Source organism: Erwinia phyllosphaerae (genome assembly GCF_019132875.1).
GTDB lineage: Bacteria > Pseudomonadota > Gammaproteobacteria > Enterobacterales > Enterobacteriaceae > Erwinia > Erwinia phyllosphaerae.
The window spans coordinates 440,501-464,775 of record NZ_JAHSPF010000001.1 but is presented as its reverse complement, the minus strand read 5'-3'; the positions used below and the strand labels follow the sequence as shown (position 1 = coordinate 464,775).

General features: G+C 47.6%; 18 protein-coding genes. 16 read left to right on the top strand and 2 right to left on the bottom strand.

What is annotated here, in order from left to right; translation table 11 throughout:
* The first annotated feature begins 31 nt into the window (after positions 1–31).
* From KUE00_RS02045 to galE, 7 genes are all read left to right on the top strand, one after another.
* A complete protein-coding gene (locus KUE00_RS02045) occupies positions 32–2,179 on the top strand; it encodes a phage tailspike protein (RefSeq protein ID WP_246757821.1) in 2,148 nt (715 codons plus the stop codon).
* Positions 2,180–2,257: 78 nt separating this feature from the next.
* A complete protein-coding gene (locus KUE00_RS02040) occupies positions 2,258–3,241 on the top strand; it encodes a glycosyltransferase family 2 protein (RefSeq protein WP_246757820.1) in 984 nt (327 codons plus the stop codon).
* Between the two features lie 36 nt (positions 3,242–3,277).
* On the top strand, positions 3,278–4,705 hold the full coding sequence (locus KUE00_RS02035) for an oligosaccharide flippase family protein (protein ID WP_246757819.1): 1,428 nt from the start codon (positions 3,278–3,280) through the stop codon (positions 4,703–4,705).
* A 31-nt stretch (positions 4,706–4,736) separates the two neighbouring features.
* Positions 4,737–5,681: a polysaccharide pyruvyl transferase family protein gene (locus KUE00_RS02030; protein WP_246757818.1), complete on the top strand. Its 945-nt coding sequence runs from the start codon at positions 4,737–4,739 to the stop codon at positions 5,679–5,681.
* Positions 5,682–5,711: 30 nt separating this feature from the next.
* Positions 5,712–6,521 (top strand): glycosyltransferase family 25 protein, encoded by an 810-nt coding sequence (locus tag KUE00_RS02025; RefSeq protein WP_246757817.1) that lies wholly within the window; start codon positions 5,712–5,714, stop codon positions 6,519–6,521.
* A 271-nt stretch (positions 6,522–6,792) separates the two neighbouring features.
* Complete coding sequence (gene galF, locus KUE00_RS02020; protein WP_246757816.1) at positions 6,793–7,689, top strand: UTP--glucose-1-phosphate uridylyltransferase GalF; 897 nt, start codon at positions 6,793–6,795, stop codon at positions 7,687–7,689.
* A gap of 46 nt (positions 7,690–7,735) precedes the next feature.
* Positions 7,736–8,749, top strand: coding sequence for a UDP-glucose 4-epimerase GalE (gene galE, locus KUE00_RS02015; protein WP_246757815.1), 1,014 nt, complete (start codon positions 7,736–7,738; stop codon positions 8,747–8,749).
* Between the two features lie 83 nt (positions 8,750–8,832).
* Here galE and rfbA read toward each other — a convergent pair whose 3' ends face one another.
* Positions 8,833–9,705 carry a glucose-1-phosphate thymidylyltransferase RfbA gene (gene rfbA, locus KUE00_RS02010; RefSeq protein WP_246757814.1) on the bottom strand — a complete coding sequence of 291 codons (873 nt, stop codon included), beginning with the start codon at positions 9,703–9,705 and terminating at the stop codon, positions 8,833–8,835.
* A 9-nt stretch (positions 9,706–9,714) separates the two neighbouring features.
* A complete protein-coding gene (gene rffG / locus KUE00_RS02005; protein WP_246757813.1) occupies positions 9,715–10,779 on the bottom strand; it encodes a dTDP-glucose 4,6-dehydratase in 1,065 nt (354 codons plus the stop codon).
* Positions 10,780–11,252: 473 nt separating this feature from the next.
* Here rffG and rfbC point away from each other — a divergent pair, with 473 nt between their 5' ends.
* The 9 genes from rfbC to gndA all read left to right on the top strand — a co-directional run bounded on the left by rfbC (position 11,253) and on the right by gndA (position 24,255).
* The gene (gene rfbC / locus KUE00_RS02000) at positions 11,253–11,786 is read left to right on the top strand and encodes a dTDP-4-dehydrorhamnose 3,5-epimerase (protein WP_246757812.1); all 534 of its coding nucleotides are present in this window, start codon (positions 11,253–11,255) and stop codon (positions 11,784–11,786) included.
* Positions 11,787–11,868: 82 nt separating this feature from the next.
* On the top strand, positions 11,869–12,744 hold the full coding sequence (gene rfbD, locus KUE00_RS01995) for a dTDP-4-dehydrorhamnose reductase (protein ID WP_246757811.1): 876 nt from the start codon (positions 11,869–11,871) through the stop codon (positions 12,742–12,744).
* A gap of 101 nt (positions 12,745–12,845) precedes the next feature.
* On the top strand, positions 12,846–13,679 hold the full coding sequence (locus KUE00_RS01990) for an ABC transporter permease (RefSeq protein ID WP_246757810.1): 834 nt from the start codon (positions 12,846–12,848) through the stop codon (positions 13,677–13,679).
* A complete protein-coding gene (locus KUE00_RS01985) occupies positions 13,669–15,039 on the top strand; it encodes an ABC transporter ATP-binding protein (RefSeq protein ID WP_246757809.1) in 1,371 nt (456 codons plus the stop codon). The genes KUE00_RS01990 and KUE00_RS01985 overlap by 11 nt, the downstream gene beginning before the upstream one ends.
* Positions 15,029–19,033: a glycosyltransferase gene (locus KUE00_RS01980; RefSeq protein ID WP_246757808.1), complete on the top strand. Its 4,005-nt coding sequence runs from the start codon at positions 15,029–15,031 to the stop codon at positions 19,031–19,033. Before KUE00_RS01985 ends, KUE00_RS01980 begins: the two co-directional genes overlap by 11 nt.
* Before the next feature lie 17 nt (positions 19,034–19,050).
* Positions 19,051–20,853 (top strand): HAD family hydrolase, encoded by a 1,803-nt coding sequence (locus tag KUE00_RS01975; RefSeq protein ID WP_246757807.1) that lies wholly within the window; start codon positions 19,051–19,053, stop codon positions 20,851–20,853.
* Positions 20,854–21,786 (top strand): glycosyltransferase family 2 protein, encoded by a 933-nt coding sequence (locus tag KUE00_RS01970; protein WP_246757806.1) that lies wholly within the window; start codon positions 20,854–20,856, stop codon positions 21,784–21,786.
* 14 nt (positions 21,787–21,800) lie between these two features.
* The gene (locus KUE00_RS01965; protein ID WP_246757805.1) at positions 21,801–22,619 is read left to right on the top strand and encodes a glycosyltransferase; all 819 of its coding nucleotides are present in this window, start codon (positions 21,801–21,803) and stop codon (positions 22,617–22,619) included.
* A gap of 229 nt (positions 22,620–22,848) precedes the next feature.
* Positions 22,849–24,255 carry an NADP-dependent phosphogluconate dehydrogenase gene (gene gndA / locus KUE00_RS01960; RefSeq protein ID WP_246757804.1) on the top strand — a complete coding sequence of 469 codons (1,407 nt, stop codon included), beginning with the start codon at positions 22,849–22,851 and terminating at the stop codon, positions 24,253–24,255.
* Positions 24,256–24,275 lie beyond the last annotated feature (20 nt).

Here is a 24,275-nt window from a genome sequence, read left to right as displayed (position 1 = left end):
CGACAGGGTCCACGAGAGCACAGGATCGAGCATGAAAAGACGCGAAGTATTACAAACGGCAGCCACCTCGGTGATTGCCGCCCTTTCTGTGAGTACCTTTTCCAGCTATGCCGCAAAAAATACCGCCGTTGCCGGTAAGGCGGTTGGCCCGAGCGATCTGCCGTCGGGCGACGCGCCGATCCTGACGCCGGAAAACGTCTGGGCGATGCCGAACGAGTTCTGGCAAAATTTTTCCGGGAAGCTGTGGATTGGCAAAGCCGGTAGCGATCCTACTCAGGCTGGCAACCAGATCCCGCTTTTCCTGCGCGACAGTAAAGGACAGCTTACCGAGCTGACGCAGCCGGTGACGTTAAACCGTGAGACGCTGACACGTTTCGTTAATAATGATGCTGCGCTGATCGCCAACCCGGCGCACTCGATGGCGGTAGTGGAAGAGAGCGGCCAGACGCTGTTTAACATCCCTGACGTAACGCGTGCAGGAGCCTATAGCTTTAGCCAGCGTATCGCTGAGCCGGGTGGCTATCAGCTGATTGGTGAAATACCTTCAGCCGCCGTACTGCGCAACACGACGCCGCTGTTTGAAGGCGCGAAGGTCAAGCTGAAAAGCTGGCATGAAGGCCGCGAAGTAGGCGGCGGTGAGTTTGTCGGCAGCCTGAAGCCTGCGCAGGACGACGGCGGCGTAATTCTTACCGGCAAAACCTTCCACTGGCGTCGCGTGGTCGAGGATTACAATCGGCTCACCGTGTTTGACTTCGGCGCGATTGCCGATGGCCAGACCGATGCGGCGGACGCGGTACGCGCGATGTACCTGTGGACGCAAAATAATAACGAACAGATCTCGATTCAGTTTCCAGCCGGCCGCTTTTTCGTCTCGAAATTTGACGCCCTGGAAAAATATACCCGCTTTTTCCGCCTGACCGGTGCGCCAGTTAACTTTGGCTATTTTCCAACCACCACGCTGGTTTCGGACGGTAAGGCTGAATTTGTCTTCGGCGTAAAAGCACGCTGGGTAGAGATCGCCAATATCAGCTTTGAAGGCGGTAACGACAAGCGGCCTAACCTGCAGGGTTTCTTCCTGAATAACTGCCCTGCGGGCCAGTTCTTCCGCGCTTCCTGCCTGCGCTTCAGCCAGGTTGGTGGCGTTTCGCTGAGCCTGATGGACACGCTGGATTGTAAAATCGACCAGTGGTACGCCTCTCACTGTAGCGGCGACGTGATTAAAGGCGTCTGGTCCGACACCAAAAAAGGCAACTGGGATCACAACACCGCCGTTGAGCTGTCAAACTTCAACGCGCAGGGCTGTGATGGGGTGGTTATTAACCTGCCACGCTGTAGCCAGTCGTTTATCCACAACGGCTGGATTGAGCACAGCCCGAATCCCGGCAATATCTCCGACGGGCAATGGATTATAGATGGCCTGAGTATGGAAGGCTGTAAAAATGCCCTCAACGCCCGCAACTCGCGCCTGAACCTGCGCCAGATCAACCTGCAGGTAGGTAGCCGTATTGATAATGCTAACGCGCCGGGAAGCTGGCTCAGCAGCTTTGAGCTTGGCTCGACGCGTATTGAGTCGTTTGGCGCGGCAATCGACGGCAGCCTGAAATATGGTTACGTGACCGCGAAGCACCGTCTGGAAAACAAAAGCAGCACGGAACAGTGGGTGGAGCTGGGACGGTTCTATTCGCCGGAAGCGGGCGACAGCTGGGAGATCGAAATCCCTGGCGACCAGGGCAAAGCGGTCATTCATTTGCAGCGTCTGGCACATAAAAGCACTGCCAGCTGGCACAGCGAAGGCGGCAGCCCGATTACCGATGTTGCCTTCTATGCGCCTTATGACACCGACGTTATTCTGTGCGTAAAAATGGCCTCAGAGGTTTCTTCAGCCATGGTGCTGCTAAAAACCACGGGCAAAGACCGTTACCTTACCGGCAAGTGTGCCCGGTTTGACGCTACGCTTAAACCACTCAAAAGCGCCCCTGGTCAGGGAAGCCACAAAGCGGAAACCCGTTTCTCTCTGCAAAGCGGCAAAGTAGCGATTGGTGGAACTAACGACGGCGATTTACTGCTGTCGGCTAATGCCATTACGGCTGAACGTGTCGATGCGTCCAGCCCGGCAGGTTATGTATCAGTGCTGATTAATGGGGAGCACTGCGCCTTGCCTTATTTTAAAACAAAATAATGATGTCACCGACAACGTCGACGCAGGGAAGCGGACGTTTTTATTTGGATAAACTTTGATGATAGTGTGGTGGCTCTAATGAAAGACTTATCGGTGGTCATACCTGTTTATAATACTGGCGAACACCTGCCTGCGTTATTTGAACAACTGCAGCAATTTCCTGCACATCGCGTCGATATTATTCTGGTAAATGATGGCTCACGCGACAACAGCAAAGCGCTGTGTGAAGCGATAGCCGCAGAAAGGGACAATTTCCACCTGATCGATAAGCCGAACGGCGGCGTATCCAGCGCACGCAACGCGGGTATTGAAGCGCTGACCAGCCGCTACGTCTGGTTTTGCGACGCTGACGATCGTTTTTTCCCGGAAAAGATTATTGCGTTGATTGATGAGGCTTCCGACGCGGACGCTATCTGCTTTTCCTACGAACAGATTACCCAGCAGAGCGGGCAGAGTGACAAATGCCTTTTCCCGCAGGATCGCTGCAGCGGCCAGCAGGCTATCGCGCAATATAACTCATACGACGGCCCGAATAATCTCAGCACGGTATGGAACAAGCTTTTCCTTGTCGATACGCTACGACAGCACAAGCTGCGATTCGATACCGCCATGCACCATTCGGAAGATCGCGCGTTCAATCTTAATTTTCTTTACGTGTCGCAAAGCGTCGTGCTGTCACCGCAGCTTTGCTACCAGTATATTCGTTACCCGTCCGGAACGCTGGCAACCAGCTACTCTTCCAGCCGTATTAACGATACAAAAAGATCTGACCAGATTTTCCTTGGCATGATGCAGGCGCTGGGAAAAAATACCGAGCCGCTGGCCAATATGATGCGATTTAATTATATGACGATGCTTACGGAAAATATAATTAAGTCACAGCTATCTTTTTTTTCGGGTTATCGCCTGGTAAAAGAAGAATATAAAGATAACCGCGGTGGGCATTATGCCGTCAACCACCTTACCGCAGGACGTTCAGCCCGGCTGCTATGTCGCTTGCTTAACTGGCACATGCCATTTCTCTACTATTCAATTTTTTGGCTAAAAGAGAAATTAAAATAAAATTTTGTAGAAAGTTAATACAGGGGCCTTCCCGGCATGGTGGACAGAAAAAAAATTAAAAGTGCGGCCATCTGGTCCGCATTTGAAGCGCTTTCGTCAGCGGCGCTCAGCATTATTTCCGTGGTCTTTCTGGCGCGTATTCTTAACCCGGACGACTACGGTAAAATTGCCGCCGCCCAGACCATTGCAGCCCTGATGGTGCTGGTTCTTAGCCTGGGTCTGACCGAAGCGGTGATCCAGCGTAAAGATTTGACGCAAAAACTCCAGCTTACCGTGCTCTGGAGCACGCTGGGCCTCAGCCTGTTTAGCTTTTTAGCCTCGCTGGTTATTGCGCTTTATATTGAACACGTCTGGAACAGCAAGATTATTGCCATCATCATGGTAAGCGAAGGGATTGGCGCGGCGATGCAGATTGCAGCGGTGCTGCCGACCGGGCTGCTGATGAAAAATCTGGAAATGAGCGCGCTGACCAAGCGAACGCTGATTTCCCGCCTCTGCTTTTTCGCCGTGGCAATACCCATGGCGCTGACCGGATTTGGGCTATGGAGCGTGGTGCTGGGCAGCCTGTTACAAAACACTATCGCCACCACCCTGATTTATGTGCAGTCCAGAAAAATTCTGCCTAAAGGTTTCTATTTCAACCTGAAAGATTTTATCGAACTGTGTAAATTTGGCCTGTTTGTGATGGTGGAAAACCTGCTGTGGAACGTGCTTTCGCGCGTGTTCAGCCTGCTTATCCTCAGCTTTCACGGCGTGGCGCAGCTCGGTATCTACAATATGTCGACTCGCCTGACCGATGCCATTTTAAATATCCTTAACACGGTGATTGGCCGTATGGCGCTGCCGGTCTTCTCGTCGGTACAGGACGATCGCAACAAGCTGATTAACGCCTTCTACAAGGCGACGAAAATCTTCAACTTCGTTTCTATGCCCGCCTTTGTCGGCATTGCTTTGACCTGTAACGACTGGCTGCCGCTGGTGCTGGGCGAGCACTGGCGTCCGGCGGTGCCGATTATTCAGGTTATCGCCATCATGAACGCCGTGATGTTCTCACGTATGTTCGTGGGCATTGTGATGAAAGCGGTAGGGCAGTCGCGCCGTTTCCTTTACCTCTCGCTGACCTCGGCGATTGTTGCGGTGATTGCCGCGCTGGTGACCGCGAAGCTGTCGCTGATTGAAACGATGATTACCTGGTCGTCGATGCGGGTGATTATCACTATTCCGCTCGGCATCTGGTTGATGAAGCGTATTATTACTCTGGGCGTTATTGACCAGCTGCGTCCGGTTTTCTATCCGGCATTGACCACGCTGATTATGGCGCTGGCGCTGATACTTTTCCGCCACTTTGGCGCGGGTGAAACAGCACATCCCATTCTCTATGTAGTCAGTGAAATTGGCGTTGGCGTGCTGGCTTATCTGCTGGTCATGGGCGTTCTGTTTAAAATGAAAAAAATCGACATTTAAATATCTGTTATGGTGACATATGAATAACGTAATGATTGACCTTAAAAACCAGCTAAATGCCATTGTTGCAGAGATTAAAGACAAGAACGACGTCATCTATCTTGACTATCCGTTTCACCATAACGTCGGCGATCTGCTGATCTATGCAGGAACGCTGCAGTTCTTTCGTGATAACAACATCAAAGTAAAACTTTGCCGTTCTGAGAAAGATTTCGATCTTGCGGAAATTCGTAAAAAGCTGACGCCAAACACTACCATTCTTTGCCACGGCGGCGGCAACTTTGGTGACATCTATTTTGTGCATCAGAATCTGCGCGAGCAGGTCGTCAAAAACTTCCGCCAGAATAAAGTCATTATCATGCCGCAAACCGCGCACTTTTCTGATGAAAAGCGCCTGGCAGAGTCGGCGGCTATTTTCCGTCAGCACCCTGACGTGGTTATTTATTCGCGTGATACGCGCAGCTTCGAATTATTCAAACGCTTTACCGACAAAGTTTATATGATGCCGGATATGGCGCATCAGCTTTATGGCTCGCTGAAAATCAACAACAGCAAAAAGGACGATACGCTCTATTTCCTGCGCGTTGACTGCGAGGCCAGCGCCGATCAAAGCGCCTACGGGCTGCCGCAGGAAACGAAAACCTTTGACTGGGTCGATCTGATTACCGAAGCCGACCAGAAAAAGATTCACTTCTTAAGCCGCGTGGCTAAAGTGGGCAAAAAGCTTAACTCCTCACTGATCAAAAACTATGCCGATAAGGCGTGGCGCGATCATACGTTTGAGATGGCGAATCGTAACGCACATCTGTTCTCAGGCTATAAAGAAGTGGTTACCTCTCGTATGCACGGGCATATCCTTTCCTGCCTGGTGGATACTAACAATATGCTGATCGATAACTCTTATGGTAAAAATAGCGGCTACTACGCACAGTGGACGCAGAATATCGATCACGCGCGGCTCTACAGCCAGAGCTAATTATTGTGACCTGAACACGGGAGAACGGTGATGTTACCGATCTATATCGTATCGCTGAAAAGAGATACCCAGCGGCGTGAAGTTTTGTCCGCTATCCTGGACAAGTACGCGCTGAACTATGAGTTTGTCGATGCGGTTTACGGCAAAGATTTGCCGGCCGAAGAGGTAGCTAAATTCAGGGTTGATGGCGTAACCCGACGTAAAGGGCACCGTCCTACCGCAGGCGAGCTTGGCTGCACCTTAAGCCATCTTAAAATCTACGAGATTATGCAGGAGCGCGGTCAGCCGTGGGCCTGCATTCTGGAAGATGACGCTATTCTCGATGCGCGCTTCGCCGATTTCTGCCGTGGCTTTGATAATGGCGACTTTAGCGCGCTGCGCGGCGATGAGCTTTATCTGCTGGGCGGCCAGAACGGTTTGCGCTGCGCGCCTTACGTTGCGTTAAGCCACTGGTATAAAAAGCGCGTCGGCAACGAACGCTTTCGCAAGTCGATCAAGAGCGAAAACTTCCTCTTTCGTACCTGCTGTTATGTGATCGGCGCAGAATCGGCCGCGAAGCTGACGGCGCTGGCGCGCGAAGAGTTTTTTGTCGCCGACGAGTGGAACTACTTCCTGCGCAAGGGCGTGTTTAACAATATCTTCGTCGCGGACTTTGTTGACCACCCTCTCGATTTAACGACCAGCCTGATCGAGCAGGAGCGCAAAGAGCAGCAGGTAAAAGCTTTTGGCCAAACCGCAACGATCGCGGCTCCTTCCGTGCTGTCGATGTCGACGGTTAAGCCGCGAGTAAAGCGTGCATTATTGATTTGCCGCGCTCAGCTACGTTCTTTCTATATTTAATTTTTTCTGATGCGCCCGATGTAATTTTGTCGCGGCGCATTTTTCGTTTAAGGCGCACAATTAAACAGCAGTGTGCAACAAATATATTTAACGCCTAATGCTGGCGTAAATCTGATTATTTCAGGGTATCGCTACGGGCAAACCGGATAATAAGCGGGTCCGCTGTTTTATCAGAAAAGCCCCTGTTTTTTTTCAGATAAAGATTATACTTGCCAGACCGGGCGATCCTGCATAATCGACCTATGTCTTCACTTCATTAGATGGAATTAACATGACCAAGCTTAAAGCAGTTATCCCCGTCGCGGGTCTGGGTATGCACATGCTCCCTGCTACAAAAGCCATTCCTAAAGAGATGCTGCCCGTTGTCGATAAGCCGATGATCCAGTACATCATCGACGAATGCGTAGCCGCAGGCATCAAGGAAATTGTTCTGGTCACTCACGCGTCCAAGAACGCGGTTGAAAACCATTTTGATACTTCCTATGAACTGGAAGCGCTGCTGGAAGCGCGCGTTAAGCGTTCGCTGCTGAGCGAAGTTCAGTCTATCTGCCCACCGGGCGTAACCATCATGAACGTGCGCCAGCCGCAGCCGCTGGGCCTGGCTAACTCCATCCTGTGCGCTCGTCCAATGTTGCATGACGAAGCCTTTGTCGTGGTACTGCCAGACGTGCTGCTGGATGACTCTACCGCCGATCCGCTGCGCTATAACCTGGCCGCCATGGTGGCACGCTTTGAAGAAACCGGTCACAGCCAGGTACTGGCTCACCACATGCCGGAAGCCGATCTGTCTGAATACTCCGTAATCAAAACGGCGGAAACGCTGGATAACCCGGGCCAGTTCAGCCAGATTGTCGAGTTCGTGGAAAAACCAGAACAGCCTCAGACTCTGAATTCCGACCTGGCTGCCGTTGGCCGCTACGTGCTCTCTGCGGATATCTGGGCAGAGCTGGAAAATCTGGAACCGGGCGCATGGGATCGCTACCAGCTGACCGACGCTATCGCCAGCCTGGCGAAAAAACAGCCGGTACAGGCTCAGCAGCTGACCGGTAACAGCTTTGACTGTGGCCGTAAGATGGGTTACATGAAGGCTTTCGTTTCCTGGGGCCTGCGTAACAATGCCCAGGGCCGCGAATTCCGCGAAGAGATCAAAAAGATTCTGGCGAAGTAATCCTGTTCATTGATAGCCGCGCTGGCGCGGCTGTAAAGGAGTCAACATGGCTATTTTGGTAACGGGCGGAGCTGGCTATATCGGTTCCCATACGGTGCTGACGCTTCTTGAGCGCGGCGACGACGTTGTGGTCCTGGATAACCTGAGTAACGCTTCACGGGAATCCGTCAGCCGTGTAGAACAGCTCACCGGTAAAAAAGCGACTTTCTGCGAAGGCGACATTCTGGATCGTGCCTGCCTGCGGGATCTTTTCGCGCAATACGATATCTCAGCGGTTATTCACTTTGCCGGTCTGAAGGCGGTAGGGGAGTCAACCCGCATGCCGCTGGAGTACTATCAGAATAACGTTACCGGCACGCTGGTGCTGCTGGAAGAGATGCGCGCCGCTGGCGTAAACCAGTTTATTTTCAGCTCTTCCGCCACCGTTTACGGCGCGGATGCGCCGGTTCCCTACGTGGAAACCACGCCAATCGGTGGGACGACCAGCCCGTACGGTACCTCCAAGCTGATGGTTGAATTTATTCTGCGCGACTACGCCAAAGCTAACCCGGATTTTAAAGTTATCGCGCTGCGCTACTTTAACCCGGTCGGCGCGCACGAATCTGGCCAGATTGGCGAAGATCCTAACGGCATCCCTAACAACCTGCTGCCTTACATTGCTCAGGTTGCGATTGGCCGTCTGGAAAAGCTTGGCATCTTTGGCGACGACTATCCAACCAAAGATGGCACCGGCGTTCGCGACTATATCCACGTGATGGATCTGGCGGAAGGCCATCTGAAAGCGCTGGATCATTTGCCTGCTATCAGCGGTTATAAAGCTTATAACCTGGGTGCGGGAGAAGGTTACTCGGTGCTGGAAATGGTGAAATCTTTTGAGAAGGCTTCCGGCCGTCCGATCCCTTACCAGATTTCTCCACGCCGCGATGGCGACCTGGCCGCGTTCTGGGCTGATGCTTCGCTGGCGGATAAAGAACTGAACTGGCGCGTTTCACGCGGTATCGACGAGATGATGCGCGATACCTGGAACTGGCAGAGCAAGAACCCTAACGGGTATAAGTAAAAGTAAAAGTAAAAAGCACAGCAAATGCTGTGCTTTTTAAAGTAGTTAGTCCATAGCACAGCGTCGGCTGTGCTTTTTTACGACTAAATCTTTTCGTCAATCAGGTTTTGCAGATACTGGCCATAAGATGTTTTAGCAAGCAGTTTTGCCTGAACGGCAACCTCTTCGTAATTCAACCAGCCTTTGCGCCAGGCTATCTCTTCGAGGCAGGCAACCTTCATGCCCTGACGTTTTTCAATGGTATGAATAAACTGTGAGGCTTCGATCAGGCTGTCGTGCGTACCGGTATCCAGCCAGGCAAAACCGCGTCCCAGCAGCTCCACGTTCAGCTGGCCTTTTTCCATATACATCTCGTTCAGCGTGGTAATTTCAAGCTCGCCACGATGAGAAGGTTTTACCTGCTTAGCCATTTCTACAACGTTGTTGTCATAAAAATATAAGCCGGTAACAGCCCAGTGTGATTTTGGCTTCAGAGGCTTTTCTTCAATGGAAAGCGCCCGGAAGTTCTCATCGAATTCAACTACGCCAAAACGCTCCGGATCCATTACCTGATAGCCGAATACGGTAGCGCCCGCTTTAGACTGCGCGGCAGCTTCCAGTTTTTTCCCAAAGCTTTGTCCAAAGAAAATGTTATCGCCCAGCACAAGCGCGCAGGATTCGCCAGCAATAAACTCTTCGCCGATAATAAAAGCCTGAGCCAGTCCATCCGGAGAAGGCTGAACGGCATATTCAAGCTGAACGCCGAACTGACTGCCATCGCCTAACAGACGCTGGAAAGAAGCCAGATCGTCAGGTGTCGTAATAATCAAAATCTCTCTAATCCCTGCCAGCATCAGCACGGACAGCGGATGATAAATCATCGGCTTATCGTAGATGGGCAGCAGCTGCTTTGATACGCCACGAGTGATAGGATAGAGACGCGTTCCGGATCCGCCGGCTAAAACGATGCCTTTCATAAAATACCTTTATTTATTTAAACCCAGACGTTCACCCGCGTAGGCACCGCTCTGAACACGCTGCCACCACTCTTTATTATTCAAGTACCACTCAACGGTTTTACGAATGCCCGTTTCAAACGTTTCCTGAGGTTTCCAGCCAAGCTCGCGAGCAATCTTGCCTGCGTCAATAGCGTAGCGCATATCATGGCCTGGACGATCGGTAACGTGGGTGATTAACTCGGCAAAATGCGTCACGTTCGCAGGCTTATCCGTAATCAGCTCGTCAAGAATGGCGCAGATAGTTTTTACGACCTCAATATTTTTGCGCTCGTTGTGACCACCGATGTTATAGGTTTCACCCGGTGCGCCTTCTGAAACGACTTTATAAAGCGCGCGTGCATGATCCTCGACATAAAGCCAGTCGCGAATTTGTAAGCCTTCACCGTAAACAGGAAGCGGTTTCCCTGCCAGAGCATTGAGGATCACCAGAGGGATCAACTTTTCTGGAAAATGGTAAGGACCATAGTTGTTAGAGCAGTTGGTAATAATTACCGGCAGCCCATAGGTACGGTGCCACGCGCGGACCAGATGATCGCTCGAAGCTTTAGATGCAGAGTAAGGGCTACTTGGCGCATATGGCGTCGTTTCCAGGAACAGATCGTCTGTTCCGTGTAAATCGCCATAAACCTCATCAGTAGAGATATGGTGAAAGCGAAAAGCTGCTTTCTTATCGTCCGAAAGCGCTGACCAGTATGCACGAGCCGCTTCCAGTAGGGTGTAGGTACCCACGATATTAGTTTCGATAAACGCCGCCGGGCCATCAATAGAGCGGTCTACATGGCTTTCTGCAGCCAGATGCATTACGGCATCCGGTTGAAAATCGGTGAAGGCTTTATCAAGACCTGCACGATCGCAAATGTCGGTTTGGGAGAAAGCGTAACGCGTATCAGATGCTACGGAAGTCAGCGACTCGAGGTTACCCGCATAAGTCAGGTTATCGATAACAAGCACTTCATCAGAAGTGTGATTAATTATATTGCGTACTACAGCTGAACCAATAAACCCAGCACCACCTGTTACCAAAATCTTCATAGATATGCTCTGCAATAATTTTTGACCGGTACATCTGACCACGACGGGGTATGGCAATGCAACCATAAACCTTTCCGCAGCAGCCAGTAAAATTAAGGAAAAATTATACGCAAAAGTAGACAGCGCCAACAAATTGTAATTTTAAAAATTTAAGCTATTTTTCACATCAAAATCACAAAGTAAGAAAATTTCCCTACAGTTGAGCGATGCTTAATTAAGCAGAGATGCAATGCCCTAAATTCGGACATTTGCTTATTTCTGTTGTGATAGCAAGTTTTTGAAATTTTGCTTAAAATGCTGCGCATAATTTACGGTTTTGATACTTTTTTGTGCTCCGCACTGAGCTAAGTAAAACGCTATTGCTTAGCCGTGCAGCGAAGCCGAAATTTTTGTAAGCTCAACAGCTGTGATAAGCTGCGCGGTACAACAAAGAAGCCATCGCCCCCTAAACAGAAGCAAGAGAGTGCGTTTAAATGAATGTTTTAGAAACGAAAATTGCAGGTGTGAAAATCATTGAACCGAAAATTTTTGGCGATGACAGAGGTTTTTTTCTGGAAACTTTCCAGCGCGATCGTTACCAAAAAATTCTGGGTATCACTGAAGAATTTGTTCAGGATAATCATTCTCGATCTTCTAAAGGCGTGCTGCGGGGCCTGCATTTCCAGCGTGTTAATCCACAGGGCAAACTTGTTCGTGTTGTTCGTGGTGAGGTTTTTGACGTCGCCGTTGATATCCGTCGGGATTCGCCTACGTATGGACAATGGGTTGGCGTAATTCTTTCCGAAGAGAACAAGACGCAGTTCTGGATCCCGCCAGGTCTGGCGCATGGTTTTATCGTTTTGTCGGATTTCGCTGATTTTGAATATAAATGCACGAACTACTATGATCCGGGCAGCGAAGAGTGCCTGCTTTGGAACGATCCTGCGGTAGGCATTGAATGGCCAATGACTAATCCTTTACTTTCAGCAAAGGACCAGCAGGGCAAACTACTTTCTGAATTGCTCTGAACGCGATGGAACATCAGGCTTTAAAAGCTTCTGTTTGGTTTTAAAGCTTTTCTGTAGTCACACTAGCAAAATGGTTTACCGGATGAAATTATTGATTGTAGGAGCTGCAGGACAGGTGGGGCAAGAGCTGAGCGCCAGAGCAAACCCCCAATGGCTGGTTAAAGCTGTAGACCGTCTTGGCCTGGATATCGCTGATGAAGTGGCAGTTGACAGATTGATAACAAATTTTGCTCCTGATGTGATTATCAATGCTGCGGCCTATACCGCCGTTGATAAAGCTGAAAGCGATGAAGCTAAAGCTTTTTCAATCAACGGTCATGGTGCTGGTTACCTTGCACAAGCAGCCCATAAGTCTGGCGCAGCTTTGCTACACATTTCAACAGATTATGTATTCCCCGGCGATAAAAAAGGGGCGTATTGTGAAGATGATGCTACAGGCCCTGCTGGCGTTTACGGTGCCAGTAAACTTGCTGGTGAAGAAGCCATTATCACCTACTGTCCTCGCCATATTATCTTAAGAACTGCCTGGGTATTTGGTGAATTTGGCAACAACTTTGTCAAAACAATGCTTCGCCTGGCTAAAGATCGTGATGTTCTTTCAGTTGTCGGCGATCAGTACGGTAGCCCAACCTGGGCAGGTGATATAGCTGAGGCGTTGCTGAAAATCGCGCAAAAGATCGAAGAACATTCGGAAGTCGAGTGGGGAACGTACCATTTCAGTGGCTATCCCTATACAACGTGGGCGAATTTTGCTGATGAAATTTTAACCGCTGCCGTAACGGAAGGGCTTATTGAGAAAAAACCAGTCATTCGTCCTATCACTACAGCAGAGTATCCTACGCCAGCTACTCGTCCGCTCAACTCTCAGCTGGACTGCAGTAAGATCCTGCGTAATTTTCAGATCAAGCCCAGCGAGTGGCGAGCAGCATTAAAAAATATTACTGCTTACAGCGCCTGACTTGTAAAGCAGACGATCGCCTTTGTCCGGGATTAAAGCGTCTGAACAGACGCTTTATAAATGCTCAGGGCAATGGCTAAATTTGTAACACGAGAATCATCATGGATCCGCATTCAACAAAATCTGCATCATTAATAGCACTGTTCAAAAATGTCTGGATGAACCGCAATCTGATTGTTCAGATGACCAAGCGTGAGATAGTTGGACGCTACCGGGGCTCTGCAATGGGCTTACTATGGTCTTTTATCAACCCAGTGCTCATGCTGGCGGTGTATACATTTGTTTTTTCTGTAGTATTTAAAGCCCGGTGGGGAGCAAGCAGCGTAGCTGCTTCTAAAAGCGACTTTGCTGTGATTCTGTTTGTGGGTTTAATCGTGCATACGCTTTTTGCAGAAACCCTAACACGAGCGCCATCGCTTATCATTGCCAATGTGAACTACGTTAAAAAAGTCGTCTTTCCCCTGGAAATTTTGTCTATAACCAGCCTGGCAAGCGTAGTTTTTCACTCCCTGGTTAGCCTGATAGTGTTACTATCTGCATTCTTCATTTTTAACGGGTTTATTCACTGGACGGCAATTTTTATACCCGTTGTTTTATTTCCTTTAATCCTTGTTACCCTGGGTTTATCCTGGTTTCTGTCATCCTTAGGCGTTTTTTTACGTGATGTCGGACAGACAATAGCTATTCTGATGACAATCCTGATGTTTTTGTCGCCAATATTTTACCCTATCAGCTCGTTACCGCCTAATTTTCAGTCAGTTATCATGCTTAATCCACTGACATTTATTATTGAACAGGCCCGGAGCGTTTTAATTTGGGGCAAGTTACCTGATTTTGTAGGCTTAGCCATTTATTCAGCTATATCACTACTGATATGTTGGGCATGCTATGCCTGGTTCCAGAAAACACGTAAAGGATTTGCTGATGTCCTCTAATGAAAATGCAATCGAAATTCATGGTGTCAGTAAATGTTTTCAAGTTTATGATAACCCTGCAAAAAGACTAAAACAGTTTATTGTTCCTCGCGTTGATCGTGCTTTAGGGAAGGTGCCGCGTACCTACCATAATGATTTCTGGGCGCTGCAAGATATCTCTTTTGTCCTGCCAAAAGGGCAAACCATGGGCATTGTCGGCAGGAACGGTTCAGGTAAATCCACGCTATTGCAAATTATTGCCGGAACGTTAAGTCCCACTCAGGGAAACGTCAACGTAAACGGCCGGGTTGCAGCTTTACTTGAGCTGGGAGCAGGGTTCAATCCTGATTTTACCGGCCGCGAAAATGTCTACTTAAATGCTTCTCTGCTGGGTTTAACTCGTGAGGAGACAGACAATAAGCTTGACGACATCCTCGCATTTGCGGATATCGGGCATTTTATCGATTCTGCTGTTCGCTCGTATTCAAGTGGTATGCTGGTTCGCCTTGCTTTTGCCGTGCAGGCACAGATAGATCCGGAAATTTTGATTGTTGATGAGGCGCTTGCCGTTGGCGATGCAAAATTTCAGGCAAAATGCTTTGCTCGTCTTAAAAAACTTAAGCAGAGCGGTACATCTATTTTATTTGTTTCGCATGCTACCGAGCAGATAGTGACACATTGCGATCGGGCAGTTCTGCTGGACGGTGGTCTCGCAAAATCTGTAGGTGCGCCTAAAGATGTTGTTAATCAATACCTGGATATTCTTTTCGGCAAGAAAAAGACAGCTGGTGATGCACGAGACACTGTAAATACACAGATCGCAAAGGCAGCTAAAGGTGAAAGCGAGCGTCTAGACCGTGAAATTAATAGTGATGCGAAAGCAGGTAATTTATTAAACAGTAGCTACGAGCAGCGTCCTAATTATAATCCTACTGAATACAGGTGGGGCGATGCGGCAGCAGAGATTCTGGATTTTTATCTTGAGCAAGACGGGCAGCCATTTCCAACCAGCGTGGATAATGGACAGTCTATCAAAATTCTCTTTAAGATCCGCTTCAATGAGCTGGTTGTCAGACCAATTTTTGGGTATGCGGTTAAAACTAAAGAAGGTGTAACCCTTTATAATACTAATACCGAGTGGCAATCTGTAGAGATTGTAAATGAAGGGAAACCTGGCACAGAGATTGTCCTGTCTGTTGAGATGGATAATAAAATGTACGAAGGAGATTATTTTTTATCCGTGGGTATTGCCAGTAGCAATATTCAGGGTGAAATAGTTCCTCACGATCGCCGTTACGATTCAATACATATTGTTGTTGGACCAGTGAAAAAATTTACGGGCCTGACTGATTTGAATGCGAGAATTAATCTTGAAAATTGATATTGAGAAAAAATTACGCGATAGCGGATTTGAATGCAGTACTGAGCATGGCGTATGGATTCCTCAAACGCTGACCAGTTTTGGCTATAATGATGGCGATGATGCTGAAAATTACATTTTAAAAACCATCACTGAAGCCCAGGACGTTAGCGTTGACTCAGACGAACTTGCTGAAAAAATGGTCGACTGGCCTTCGATCTATCATTTGAGTCCAAAGCGTTCAAATCTTTTACGACCTTTTGCTGAAATGTTTAAAGGCCGTCGCATTCTTGAAATTGGTTGTGGCTGTGGCGCTATCAGCCGTTTTCTGGGCGAATGCGGTGCCGAAGTTGTTTCCGTAGAAGGTAGCTTACGCCGGGCCACAATCGCCCGCCAGCGGTGCCGTGATTTAAAAAATGTAACCATCATTTCTAATCCATCAGATAAGCTGCCTGATTTAGGTCAGTTTGATATGGTTTTATTGATTGGCGTACTGGAATATGCACGGATGTTTTTGGGAGCAAATGGTGAACAAACCTTGCTCGCCGACTGCTATAGTCGCCTGACGGAAGATGGCAAGATTTTTGTTGCTATTGAAAATAAGATCGGTATCAAATATTTTGCGGGCGCGCACGAAGATCATGTTAATCAGCCTATGTTTGGCATTAACAATTCTTATAGTGAAGATAGCGTAGTAACTTTCGGTCGTCAGGAATTAATTAAGGTGCTTGACGAGGCCGGGTTTACTTCTGCACAAGAGTTTTTGCCGTTACCAGACTATAAGCTTCCTTCTTCGGTAATTACTCCTACCGGCTGGAAGAGCTACTCGCCTGAATTATGCCAGCTCGCGGTTGAAAGTATTCATAAAGATCAACAGCTTGCATTTGAACATGTTTTTTCAGTAGAACAGGGTATTAGAAACGTATGGAATAATGGGCTGGCTGCCGATCTCGCTAACTCATTTTTAATGATTGCAGGCAAATCTGCAGTTGAACCACTTCTGGAAAATATAGCAGCTTTTTATTACTCAGATTCCAGATTAGCTGATTTCCGTAAAACAATTGAGTTTGTAAGCCAGCCAAATGGTGAATTACAAGTTATTACCCACAGAAAAGGGGCGAAGGAAGCAAACCAGGCTTCTGAATTCCATCGTGGGAATTCATTATGGCTGGAGTTAACCTCTATTGTAAATCATCCAAATTGGGATGTTGAACAGCTGGGTGCATGGTCACGTGCCTGGGTGTTACAACTATTGAAAAAAGCCGGGCAGGAAGATAATCTTGATAAAAATTTACCCATGCCTGCATCTTTTCAGGACGCTTTGCCTTTCAATATAATTTTTTCAGAAAGCAACGATTACTCTTTCTTCGATCTGGAATGGAGTAGCGTTAATGAACCTGTTCTGGGCTACATTGCTTTCAGGGGGATCTTTCATTCTTTACTACGAGTGACCTCTTTTAGTTACAGCCAAAATTGCAAAGTTAAAAATATTGCGGAATTAACGTTCCAGATCCTTAAGCGCATTGGTTTTCAATGTGATGAAAATGATTTTGAAAACTATTTACAGCAGGAAGCCAGCTTTTTAGCAGGCGTACAGCACGAAGGCCAGACAAAAATTTATAACAGTTTAAAATCGTTATCAATAGTTGTGCGCGCTAAGCAATTAATCAATGTTGAAATTGCAGAAGATCTTCAGCAAACCATTGCGTCTTTACAGAGACAGCTGAGCGAATTGCATGCTAAAGGTGAAACGACCACTGGCGAATTCGTACTGGAAATTTATCACCTGCGCAAAGAGTATGAAAAACTACAGGCGCAGCTGGATGTAGCCCGGTTTGAAAATGGCCAGTTGATTCAGGAACGTGATGCAGTTTTACAGCAAAGTGCTGCCCAGCAACGACTCTTAAATCAGTACACAGCTGATATGAATACTATTCTGTCTTCTTTTAGCTGGAAAATATCTTCTCCGCTCCGTGTTATAGGTCGTAGAATCCCTGTTGGCGTTCGTTCGCCGTTTAAGCGTGTAGCCATGCACAGCTTCCGATTGATGCAACCGTTAAAAACGAAAATCGGTGTAGTCGCCCGTAAAGTCAAAATGCATCATCGAAGCAAAGGTTTGACAAAAACAGTTGAAGCTGTTGTACGTCGCGGAGCTCGTCACTGTTATTACCGCTTACCTGTTAATTACAGAAATCATGCTCTACGTGTTGGGATGAAAGTGATGCCGCGCTGGTTCGGGCATCATCCTTTCTATCATCAAACGGGTGCTATGGATAACTTCGCCGGTTTATCTGAACCAGTATTTATCCATCATGACGGTAACAAAGGCTATCAGCTGGCATCAAATCCGGATGAATATGTTTTTATTCCTGCCAGAAAACCGCATCATTATGAAGAAATAATTGCAAGATTTTCTGTGCAGCCCAAATTTTCTATAGTTGTACCTATTTATAATACACCGCTGGAATTATTGTATCTGATGGTCAACTCAGTACAAAATCAGTGGTACGGTGACTGGGAACTGATACTGGCTAATGATGCCAGTCCGTTACCAGAAGTCCTACCTGCCTTGAAAAAACTGGCCGCGCAGGATGAGCGCATTAAAGTCATTAATATGGCAGAAAATAAGGGTATCGCCGGTGCAACCAATGTGGCTATTCAGAATGCTACAGGGGATTACATGGTATTACTCGACCATGACGATGAACTTACTGATGATTGTTTGTATGAGCTTTTAAAAAGAATTAATGAGGAAGACCCAGATTTTATCTATAGCGATGAAGATAAAATTACGCCAGAAGGCAATTTTACTCAGCCTCATTTTAAACCAGACTGGTCTCCGGATACTATGATGAGTACCATGTATACCTGTCACGTGGCTTGTATACGAATGGCGCTTGTTCACCAACTTGAAGGGTTACGGACCGAGTTCGATGGCTGCCAGGACTGGGATTTCGTACTACGCCTGACGGAACTAACCAACAAGATCTCTCATATAGCGAAAGTGCTTTATCACTGGCGCATTATTCCAGCTTCTATCGCCTCAGATATTACAGCTAAGCCTTATGTGCTGGCAGCGTCCCAGGCTGTGAGAGCGGAAGCGCTGCAACGTCGTGGTCTTGTGGGCGAAGTGGAACCATTACCGAACTATCATGGTTATTTTCGGGTTAACTATAAGCCTCAGAATAATCCACTTGTTTCTATTATTATTCCTACCAGAGATAATAAAGCTGTATTGTCCCGATGTATTGATTCTATTAATGAATACACCGCCTATAAGAACTATGAAATCATAGTGGTTGACAATGGTTCAAAAGATCAGGACACGCTAGCTTTCCTGAATGAATATGCTGCTAACGGTAAAATTACCGTTATTCGCCACGATGTTCCTTTTAATTTCTCAGAATTGAATAATGTTGGCGTAGAGAATTCATCTGGTGAGATATTATTGTTCTTAAATGATGATACTGAGGTTCTGCAGCCAGACTGGCTGGAAAGAATGGCGGGTTATGCTCAGCTTAAGCATGTGGGAGCTGTAGGCGCGAAGCTGGTTTACGCGGACAAAAAATCTGTTCAGCATGCTGGTGTTCTGAATCTGCAAAATGGCCCTAGCCATGCATTCCTGCGTCAGCATAAAGATTATCCTGGCTATTTTTTGCGCCACCAACTTGAATATAACTGGCTGATTGTTACGGGAGCCTGTTTAATGGTAGAGCGTAAAAAATATCTACAGGTCGGCGGTTTCGATGAAACCTTCCCTGTTGCTTATAATGATGTTGATCTTTGCATGCAGCTAAGTCATGACGGTTTTTACAACGTTATGTGTCAGGGCGTTTGTCTTGTACATCATGAGTCAATTTCTCGTGGTATAGATCATATGGATGAGGTTAAAGCTAAACGGCTTAAGGCAGAATTAAATCGTTTGAATATTAAGCATCCTTACTTTTATCAGTATGATCCTTACTTCAACCTTAATTTAGCACCAAATGGTTACAACTTTGAGATGATGAAATGATGGAAAAGGTGAATAAGATGGCTGGCAGTCACAAACTTAGCGAGTATGATGCCCTCACGCTCAGACACCTTGCAAAAAATGCAAAAGTTATCTCTTTTGACTTTTTTGATACTTTATATACCCGGCCTATTGACGATCCAGAAGATGTTTTCGATTTCCTGGGTCTTAATTTTGGCATTGAAGACTTCCGTCAGCTGCGCCGTGCTGCACAGACTGCTGCTTTTCGTCAGATGATTAAGGCCGGGCGCAAAGAGATCACGTTAAAAAATATATACGATAACTTTCCTCAGGCAGGAGAACGTCGTTTTGATATTGAAAAAGCGGAGTTTGAGTTTGAGCTGGCGCTGGTTGAGCCAAATGACACAATCGTTGATTTCTATAACGAAATGCTTGCCGCTGGCAAACATGTAGTGATTACCTCAGATATGTATTTTGGGGAGGATTTCTTTAAACGTGCATTAGAGAAATTTGGCATCACCCAGGTGCCCCTTTACATTTCTGCAGATCGTAATGCTACTAAACGCGACAGCGGAGAAATTTTCGACTGTATTATTGAAGAAACTGGCGTAGCGCCTGGCGAAATATTACATATCGGTGATAACCATACTGCTGACGTACAGCGTCCCGGCGAAAAGGGCTTAGTAGCCTGGCACTATCGGCCACAATATCTTGAAAAAAGAAATAAAAACCAGTGTCTGGCATCTTCTGTAATAAATGGCCTGTTCCGTTGTTATGCGGAAAAGGAAATTGCGGCAGAGACGTTTGATGAGATGGGTTTCAAATACCAGGCACCCGCTACCTGGGGATTCCTGAAGTGGATTGAACTTCATGCGGCATTTGATGGCGTAACAAAATTACTCTTTGTATCGCGCGACGGATACTCGCTTGAACGCATGGCACAGCAGTTTTTCAAAGATCGCCTGCCGTCATTTGACTATTTTTTAGGCTCACGTATCGCTTTTAACCTTGCGTTAATGACGGAACAGAATTTCTCAAGCCACCTTAGTTTTCTGATGTCTGGTTCAAACGGCCTGTCGCCAGGTGAACTATTGGAAAGAATTGGTATCGAACCGCCACGAGATGATGTAATGGAGCAGTTAGGCATATCTCCAGCGCTAATTATTGCGCCAGATAACTATGCTCTCATTCAACGTTTTTTAACCGGGTATCGTGCTGAAATTTTAAAAGTCTGCCAGAAAAATCGTCGCGGATTATTTATGTATCTGTGCCAGTTAGGTGTTAAGCCCGGCGATAAAATTGGCCTTGTGGACGTTGGGTGGAGCGGCACTACGCAAGAGGCATTTGAAAAAACAGTTAAAACCATCATGGACGTTGAGGTTGTTGGCTACTATTTCTGTCTGGCAAATACGCCGGAGAAAAAAAGCCGTGAGCCTCATCAGACCATGAAAGCTTTAATTAACAATGAGACTGTTTCTGCGCGTGTGGTTGACAAAATCTATGAAAACAGAATGGCGGTAGAGCTATTTTTCTCTGCGCCACATGATACGATTATCGGTTATGAACCTGTCAAGGATAAGGTCAATGCGGTGTCTGATATCGGCAGAGCTAAGGCGAAAAACCACAACGAGATCATTTCTTCTTTAAATCATGGCCTGGATGTCTTTAACCGTATCTTTGTTGAATTCTGTGAGCGAATGGGCATTCAATTAACGGCTTTACAGCTTTCACAACCTATTATCGAACTGGTGACGGACGAAAGCTGGCGTACTAACCCTCTGTTCCGTCAGGTAGAAAATTTTGACTCATGGGGTAGCTCGCGCAATCAGACCATGAAATTTGCTGACTATTTTAAACAGTAAATGATGACGGAAAAACGCTCTTCTGACGTTATTATTATGCTCGGCACCTACAATGGTGCCGCTTATATTAAGCAACAGCTGGATTCTTACCAGGCCCAGAGCTTTCATAACTGGGAACTATGGTGTTCAGACGATGGTTCAGCCGATGATACGCTGGCTATTCTGACATCATTTTCTCAACAAGAGTCTCGCCCGGTTAATATTGTGTCGGGCCCACGAACCGGCGTGTGTGCGAATTTCCAGTCTTTGATTGCCAGTCCCTCGATCGCGGGGGACTATTTTGCTTTTTCAGATCAGGATGATATCTGGATGCAGGATAAGCTGGCGCGCGCTGTAGAGTGGCTGGAAAAGCAGGATCCATTGCAGCCAGCCCTTTATTGCTCAAGAACGCAGTTGATTGATGATAAAAATAACCCGCTGGGGCTGTCGCCAGACAATAGCAGGCCGCCATCTTTCCGTAACGCACTTTTGCAAAACCTGGCCAGTGGTAACACCATGGTTTTCAACAAGTGCGCGCGCGATATTATGAAATCGATAGCCCATTTACCTTGGGTAATTCATGACTGGGCACTCTACCTGGCAGTGACCGGCTGCGGCGGTCGCGTCTGGTTTGATAGCCAGCCTTCTGTCCTTTATCGACAACATGCGGACAATCTTATTGGCAACGGTATGGAAGTGCGGACAAGATTAAACAACTTTGTTCGTACTCATCGCGGCAATAAGGTGGCATGGAACGATTGTCATTTTCGCATGCTTGATGCACTAGGGGACCGCCTTACTCCTGAAAACAGGCATAGTCTGGACTGTTTTAGAAGGATACGTCAAAGTTCATGGTTAGGGCGCATGAAGTTGATGAGACAGTCTGGTATTTATCATCAGAAATCTATTGGTGCACTGGCGACATGGACCTATGCGCTATTCAATCGCCTGTAAAATTTGGTAGCAGAGTGAAAATAATCGCATCGTTAGTTCTTTACCGACATAGCTACGCGGATATCAGCAAAACGCTGGATTCGCTCCTGCGCGAAAAGTCCGTTGAGAAAGTGTGTATTGTCGACAATGGCGGGCACTGCGCCTGGCTTCAGGAATATGCTCACCATAAGGTTGAGATCCTTACTCTTGCCTCGAATCAAGGCTTTGGTGGGGGTCATAATGCCGTTTTTCAACGTTATGGTAAGGCCGCAGACTATTTTCTGATTTGTAATCCGGATATTTCTTTCAATTCTGGCGAAGTCGATACCCTGTATGCGTTTAGTCAAAAAGAAGGGGCAGGGCTGACTATTCCTAAAGTGATTTATCCGGATGGTAGCCTGCAGCACGGTTGTAAGCTGTTGCCTAAACCTCACCAGCTGTTCATGCGTCGATTTTGTGCTTCTCTGGCACAAAAGACTAACCATAATTATGAATTGCGAAACGCCGATTACGATAAGGTTTTCTTTGCACCGTCCCTGTCCGGTTGCTTTGTTCTGCTAAGCCAGGCTGCACTGGCGAAAACGCACGGGTTTGATGAACGTTTTTTCCTCTACCTGGAAGATGTAGATTTAAGTCGACGAGTTTGTGCTTCAGGGCTGCCTGTACGATACTGCCCTTATTCTACCGTCGTACATGAGTCACAACGGCGCTCTTATCGGGATGTTAAATTCCTTATTTATCATATGACTTCTGCTATCCGCTACTTTAATAAATGGGGATGGTTACAAGACAAAGAGCGGGATAAATTTAATCAACAATGCCTTACTGCGCTTCCCTTTACAGGAAAGGTTTGACAAAAGCACGGCTAAAAGAGAGATTGTTACCAGTAACATTTCATCAACATCTCTCTTTTTGGATAAAGATTGAACATTATCAGCAAGTTGAAATGGAAAAGATGATAACTGTGATAGGTCGCTTAGCATGATTTGTCATGTATGATAGGGCCATCATTGTTAACGTACCGAACTATCCCCAGAGGGGACCAGGCTCGTTAAGCTTCGTATTTTCAGACAGGAGTATGTAATGTCCAAGCAACAGATCGGCGTTGTAGGTATGGCAGTAATGGGCCGTAACCTGGCTCTTAACATTGAGAGCCGCGGCTATACCGTATCCATCTTTAACCGTTCGCGCGAAAAGACTGATGAAGTCATCGCTGAGAACGAAGGTAAAAAGCTGGCTCCTTACTACACCATCGAAGAGTTCGTTGAATCCCTTGAGAAACCGCGCCGCATCCTGCTGATGGTTCAGGCAGGCGAAGCGACCGATAAAACTATCGCTTCCCTGACGCCACACCTTGATAAAGGCGACATCCTGATCGATGGCGGTAACACCTTCTATAAAGACACCATTCGCCGTAACCGCGAGCTGTCTGAGCAGGGCTTCAACTTTATCGGCACCGGCGTTTCCGGCGGTGAAGAGGGCGCACTGAAAGGCCCATCTATCATGCCTGGCGGCCAGAAAGAAGCTTACGAGCTGGTTGCACCGATTCTGGATAAAATTGCAGCACGTGCAGAAGGCGAAGCCTGTGTAGCCTACATCGGTCCGGACGGCGCGGGTCACTATGTAAAAATGGTGCACAACGGCATCGAATACGGCGATATGCAGCTGATTGCAGAAGCTTATTCACTGCTGAAAAACGCGCTGAACCTGAGCAACGAAGATCTGGCTAAAACCTTTAGCGAGTGGAACGAAGGCGAGCTAAGCAGCTACCTGATCGACATTACTAAAGATATCTTCACCAAGAAAGACGAAGCGGGTAACTACCTGGTTGACGTCATTCTGGACGAAGCTGCCAATAAAGGTACCGGTAAATGGACCAGCCAGAGTTCTCTGGATCTGGGCGAGCCGCTGTCGCTGATCACCGAATCTGTGTTTGCGCGCTACCTGTCTTCACTGAAAACCCAGCGCGTTGCGGCTTCTAAAGTACTGAGCGGCCCAACCGTGCAGACCGTTGCTGGCGATAAAGCAGAATTCGTTGAGAAAGTGCGTCGCGCGCTATATCTGGGCAAAATCGTTTCTTACGCTCAGGGCTTCTCTCAGCTGAAGGCCGCCTCTACCGAAAACAACTGGGATCTGAACTACGGCGAGATTGCTAAAATCTTCCGCGCTGGCTGCATCATTCGCGCGCAGTTCCTGCAGAAAATTACCGATGCCTATGCCGATAACGCGGACATCGCAAACCTGCTGCTGGCACCGTACTTCAAAAATATCGCTGATGAATACCAGCAGGCCCTGCGTGACGTAGTGGCTTATGCGGTTCAGAACGGTATCCCAACGCCAACCTTCTCTGCTGCTATCGCTTACTACGACAGCTACCGTTCAGCGGTACTGCCAGCGAACCTGATTCAGGCGCAGCGTGACTACTTCGGCGCGCATACCTATAAGCGTACCGATAAAGAAGGCGTGTTCCACACCGAGTGGCTGGATTAATTTCTACACTGAAATTGTCT

What these genes read in the sequence shown, in the direction of transcription:
- KUE00_RS02045 (WP_246757821.1), top strand. Translation starts at nt 32, where the DNA reads ATGAAAAGACGCGAAGTATTACAAACGGCAGCCACCTCGGTGATTGCC.
- KUE00_RS02040 (WP_246757820.1), top strand. Translation starts at nt 2,258, where the DNA reads ATGAAAGACTTATCGGTGGTCATACCTGTTTATAATACTGGCGAACAC.
- KUE00_RS02035 (WP_246757819.1), top strand. Translation starts at nt 3,278, where the DNA reads ATGGTGGACAGAAAAAAAATTAAAAGTGCGGCCATCTGGTCCGCATTT.
- KUE00_RS02030 (WP_246757818.1), top strand. Translation starts at nt 4,737, where the DNA reads ATGATTGACCTTAAAAACCAGCTAAATGCCATTGTTGCAGAGATTAAA.
- KUE00_RS02025 (WP_246757817.1), top strand. Translation starts at nt 5,712, where the DNA reads ATGTTACCGATCTATATCGTATCGCTGAAAAGAGATACCCAGCGGCGT.
- galF (WP_246757816.1), top strand. Translation starts at nt 6,793, where the DNA reads ATGACCAAGCTTAAAGCAGTTATCCCCGTCGCGGGTCTGGGTATGCAC.
- galE (WP_246757815.1), top strand. Translation starts at nt 7,736, where the DNA reads ATGGCTATTTTGGTAACGGGCGGAGCTGGCTATATCGGTTCCCATACG.
- rfbA (WP_246757814.1), bottom strand. Translation starts at nt 9,705, where the DNA reads ATGAAAGGCATCGTTTTAGCCGGCGGATCCGGAACGCGTCTCTATCCT.
- rffG (WP_246757813.1), bottom strand. Translation starts at nt 10,779, where the DNA reads ATGAAGATTTTGGTAACAGGTGGTGCTGGGTTTATTGGTTCAGCTGTA.
- rfbC (WP_246757812.1), top strand. Translation starts at nt 11,253, where the DNA reads ATGAATGTTTTAGAAACGAAAATTGCAGGTGTGAAAATCATTGAACCG.
- rfbD (WP_246757811.1), top strand. Translation starts at nt 11,869, where the DNA reads ATGAAATTATTGATTGTAGGAGCTGCAGGACAGGTGGGGCAAGAGCTG.
- KUE00_RS01990 (WP_246757810.1), top strand. Translation starts at nt 12,846, where the DNA reads ATGGATCCGCATTCAACAAAATCTGCATCATTAATAGCACTGTTCAAA.
- KUE00_RS01985 (WP_246757809.1), top strand. Translation starts at nt 13,669, where the DNA reads ATGTCCTCTAATGAAAATGCAATCGAAATTCATGGTGTCAGTAAATGT.
- KUE00_RS01975 (WP_246757807.1), top strand. Translation starts at nt 19,051, where the DNA reads ATGGCTGGCAGTCACAAACTTAGCGAGTATGATGCCCTCACGCTCAGA.
- KUE00_RS01970 (WP_246757806.1), top strand. Translation starts at nt 20,854, where the DNA reads ATGATGACGGAAAAACGCTCTTCTGACGTTATTATTATGCTCGGCACC.
- gndA (WP_246757804.1), top strand. Translation starts at nt 22,849, where the DNA reads ATGTCCAAGCAACAGATCGGCGTTGTAGGTATGGCAGTAATGGGCCGT.